Source organism: Gulosibacter sediminis (genome assembly GCF_030011715.1).
GTDB classification, from domain to species: domain Bacteria; phylum Actinomycetota; class Actinomycetes; order Actinomycetales; family Microbacteriaceae; genus Gulosibacter; species Gulosibacter sediminis.
Genome location: NZ_JASCYH010000079.1, coordinates 1 through 3,143 on the forward strand (window position 1 = coordinate 1; position 3,143 = coordinate 3,143).

A 3,143-nucleotide genomic window follows, 5' to 3' on the forward strand; every position below is an offset into this window, starting at 1 on the left:
GGTGCGCCCCCCCCCCCCACACCCGGGGGGGGGCCCCCCCCCCCGCGGGGGCCCCCGCCGCTCGTTGATCGGGCCAGGGGAGCTATTCGCCCATCGGGGCCTCGACGGCCTCGGTGATCGGCTTGCCGTATTGGCCCGACTTCTTGAGGTTGCGGCGCACCAACGGCCACACGGCCACGAGCACGACGACCGAGATCAGGCTCGTCCACACCTGCACCTGCGTGCTCGGTCCGCTCACGAGCATGATCACGACGATGCCGGCGACGGCGGCGACGGTGAGGTACGCGAGCCACGGGTGCAGCCACATCTTCAGCTTGAGCTTCGCCTGCTCGTCCGGGGTCATCTTGTTGCGCAGGCGCACCTGCGTCAGCGCAATGAACACGTATACGAACAGGGCGACGAGGCCCGAGCTGTTCATGATGAAGTCGAAGATGCCGCTGTCGGGGAACAGGAAGCTCACGAGCACCGCGGCGAAGCCGCCGAGCGTCGAGGCGATGACGGCCGCGACCGGCACGTCGTTCTTTGCCTTGCGGGCGATGAACTTCGGGGCAAAGCCGCGTTCAGCAATCGACGCGAACATGCGCGACGCCGAGTAGATGCCCGAGTTGAGCACCGAGCAGACGGCGGTGAGGATCACGGCGGTCATGATGAGGTCGGCGCCGGGAATGCCGTACTGCGAGAACAGGTAGGCGAATGGGCCCTGGTCGTCGGTGTCGGGTAGGCCGTTCCACGGCACGATCGCGACGATGAGGAACACCGAACCTAAGTAGAAGAGCAGGATGCGCCAGATGATCGTGTTGGTGGCCTGCCGCACGCCGCGGGCCGGGTCCTCCGACTCGGCCGCCGCCATGACGGCGATCTCGGTGCCGAAGTACGAGAAGATCACGATGGCGACACCCGAGAGGATCGGCCAGACACCGTTCGGCGCGAAGCCGCCGTGGCTCCAGAGGTTGCTGATGCCGGGCGTCGCGTTCGGCCAAAGCCCGAAGATGAATAGCGCGCCGACGGCGAGGAAGACGATGATCGCGGCAACCTTGATGCTCGCGAGCCAGAACTCGACCTCGCCGAACGACCGCAGCGAGACGAGGTTCGTGACGATGAAGATGACGAGCAGGGCGACGGCGAAGACCCACGAGGGAATAACGGGGAACCAGCCGTTGAGGATCGCGCCACCGATGACCGCCTCGTAGGCGACGACGCCGACCCAGAAGTACCAGTAGAGCCAGCCCACGAGGTAGCCGGCCCACTCGCCGAGGCCGCTGCGGGCGTACTCCATGAACGAGCCGATCGACGGCCGGGCGGTCGCCATCTCGCCGAGCATCCGCATCGCGAGCATGACGAGCAGACCGCCGATGGCGTAGGAGAAGAGGGCGGCGGGGCCGACCTGGGAGATAACGTTGGCCGAGCCCACGAACAGGCTCGAACCGATGATGCCGCCGAGCGTGATCATCGTCACGTGGCGATTGCGAAGCTTCTTCGCTGGCTGTGCGTCGGTGCCAGCCTGGGCGGTGTGTTGTGACATTTCGCGTTCCGGGTTGCGCGCGCGGGGCGCTCGGTCAGGGGTCCTGCTGGAGGTCGGCGTCCGGGCTCACTGCGCTGTCACTGTGTGCCGTACAAACGTGCATCCCGCCATCGGGGTGTCTCGGCGGCGGTGCATGAAGCGTCGTCGTCGGCGATCAGTGATTTTACTCACTGTGCAAGCCCGGTGTCATATCGGCGCATAACTGGTTCATAGCGTTCCCATGCCCGAATCATCGCGAAGAGGGGTGATATCAGTTCCATGAACGACTCAGTCCCCACCTCTCCGAAACCTCGTGTGTGGCGCGGCCTGACGGCAGTTGCTGCCGGCTGTGGCCTCGTCCTCGCTGGCGCGCTCGGCGGCCTCGCCGTCAGCACCGGTAACACCGCGCAAAGCGCTTGGCGTGGCGCGGAGGCCTCAACCGAGCAGGCGCAGAACCTCAGCCCCGCATCCCAGGCGCTCAAACAGCAGCTGCTCGATCTCGTGCCGTGGGTCGACGAGGGCACCTCGAGCGGCGGGCTCGGCCAGGGCACGGATGGGCAGAGTGGCGGCTCGCTCGGCGGCTCGACGCAGCAGTCGACCGACAGCCTCGACATCTCGGCCGCGAGCGCCGACGAGTCGACCGGCATCGTGCTCATTGACACGAAGCTCGAATACCAGAGCGCGGCGGCCGCGGGCACCGGCATCGTGCTCAGCTCTGACGGCCTCGTGTTGACGAATAACCACGTCGTCGAGGGCTCGACCTCGGTGCAGGTGACCACGACCGATGGCACGACCTACAACGCGACCGTCGTCGGCACCGACTCGACGCAGGACGTCGCAGTGCTGCAGCTTGAGAACGCGAGCGGCCTCACCACGGCGACGATCGATGATGACGACGACCTCGCCGTGAGCGACGCCGTGACCGCGGTCGGCAACGCCGAGGGCGGCGGCGACCTCATGGCCGCCGACGGCGTCGTGACCGATCTCAACGCCTCGGTGACGCCGTCGAACGAGGCCGCGAGCGGCGGGACAACGGGTTCGAACACCCTCACGAACATGATCGAGATCGATGCCGACGTGGTGTCGGGCGACTCGGGCGGTGCCGTGCTCGACGACGAGGGCGAGGTGGTCGGCATGACGACCGCGGCCTCGAGCGGCGGCACGAACATCTCGGGCTACGCGATCGAGATCGACACGGCGCTCAGCGTCGCGCAGGACATCATCGACGGCGTCGAGACCGACACGAACACCCTCGGCACGCCGGCGTTCCTCGGCATCGCGCTCGCCGACACGACGTCGGACACGAGCTCGAGCAGCGTCGCGGGCGCCGCGGTGGCGGGCGTCTACGACGACACCCCCGCGGCCGAGGTCGGCCTCGCGGCCGGCGACACGATCACCGCGGTCGACGGCATCGCCGTGGGCAGCGCATCCGAGCTGCAGGGACTTATCGCCGAGTACACGCCTGGCACCGAGGTGACCCTGACGTGGACGACGTCGTCGGGCGCCGAGCAGAGCGGCACGACGACCCTCGTCGAGGGCCCGGCCAACTAGGCGGAAAACGAGTGGGGGGCCGGTCACGATCGTGACCGGCCCCCCTGTCGTTGTTCGCGCCTTACTCGAACCAGCAGGTGTCGAGCGAGAG

General features: G+C 67.6%; 2 protein-coding genes. One reads left to right on the top strand and one right to left on the bottom strand.

Features of this window, described 5'->3' with window-relative positions; genetic code table 11:
• Positions 1-82 precede the first annotated feature (82 nt).
• Positions 83-1,522, bottom strand: a complete 1,440-nt coding sequence (locus QM019_RS12595; protein ID WP_282853297.1) for an amino acid permease — start codon at positions 1,520-1,522, stop codon at positions 83-85.
• A 258-nt stretch (positions 1,523-1,780) separates the two neighbouring features.
• Between QM019_RS12595 and QM019_RS12600 the strand changes: the two genes are divergently transcribed.
• Positions 1,781-3,052, top strand: coding sequence for a S1C family serine protease (locus QM019_RS12600; RefSeq protein WP_282853298.1), 1,272 nt, complete (start codon positions 1,781-1,783; stop codon positions 3,050-3,052).
• The last annotated feature ends 91 nt before the right edge of the window (positions 3,053-3,143 follow it).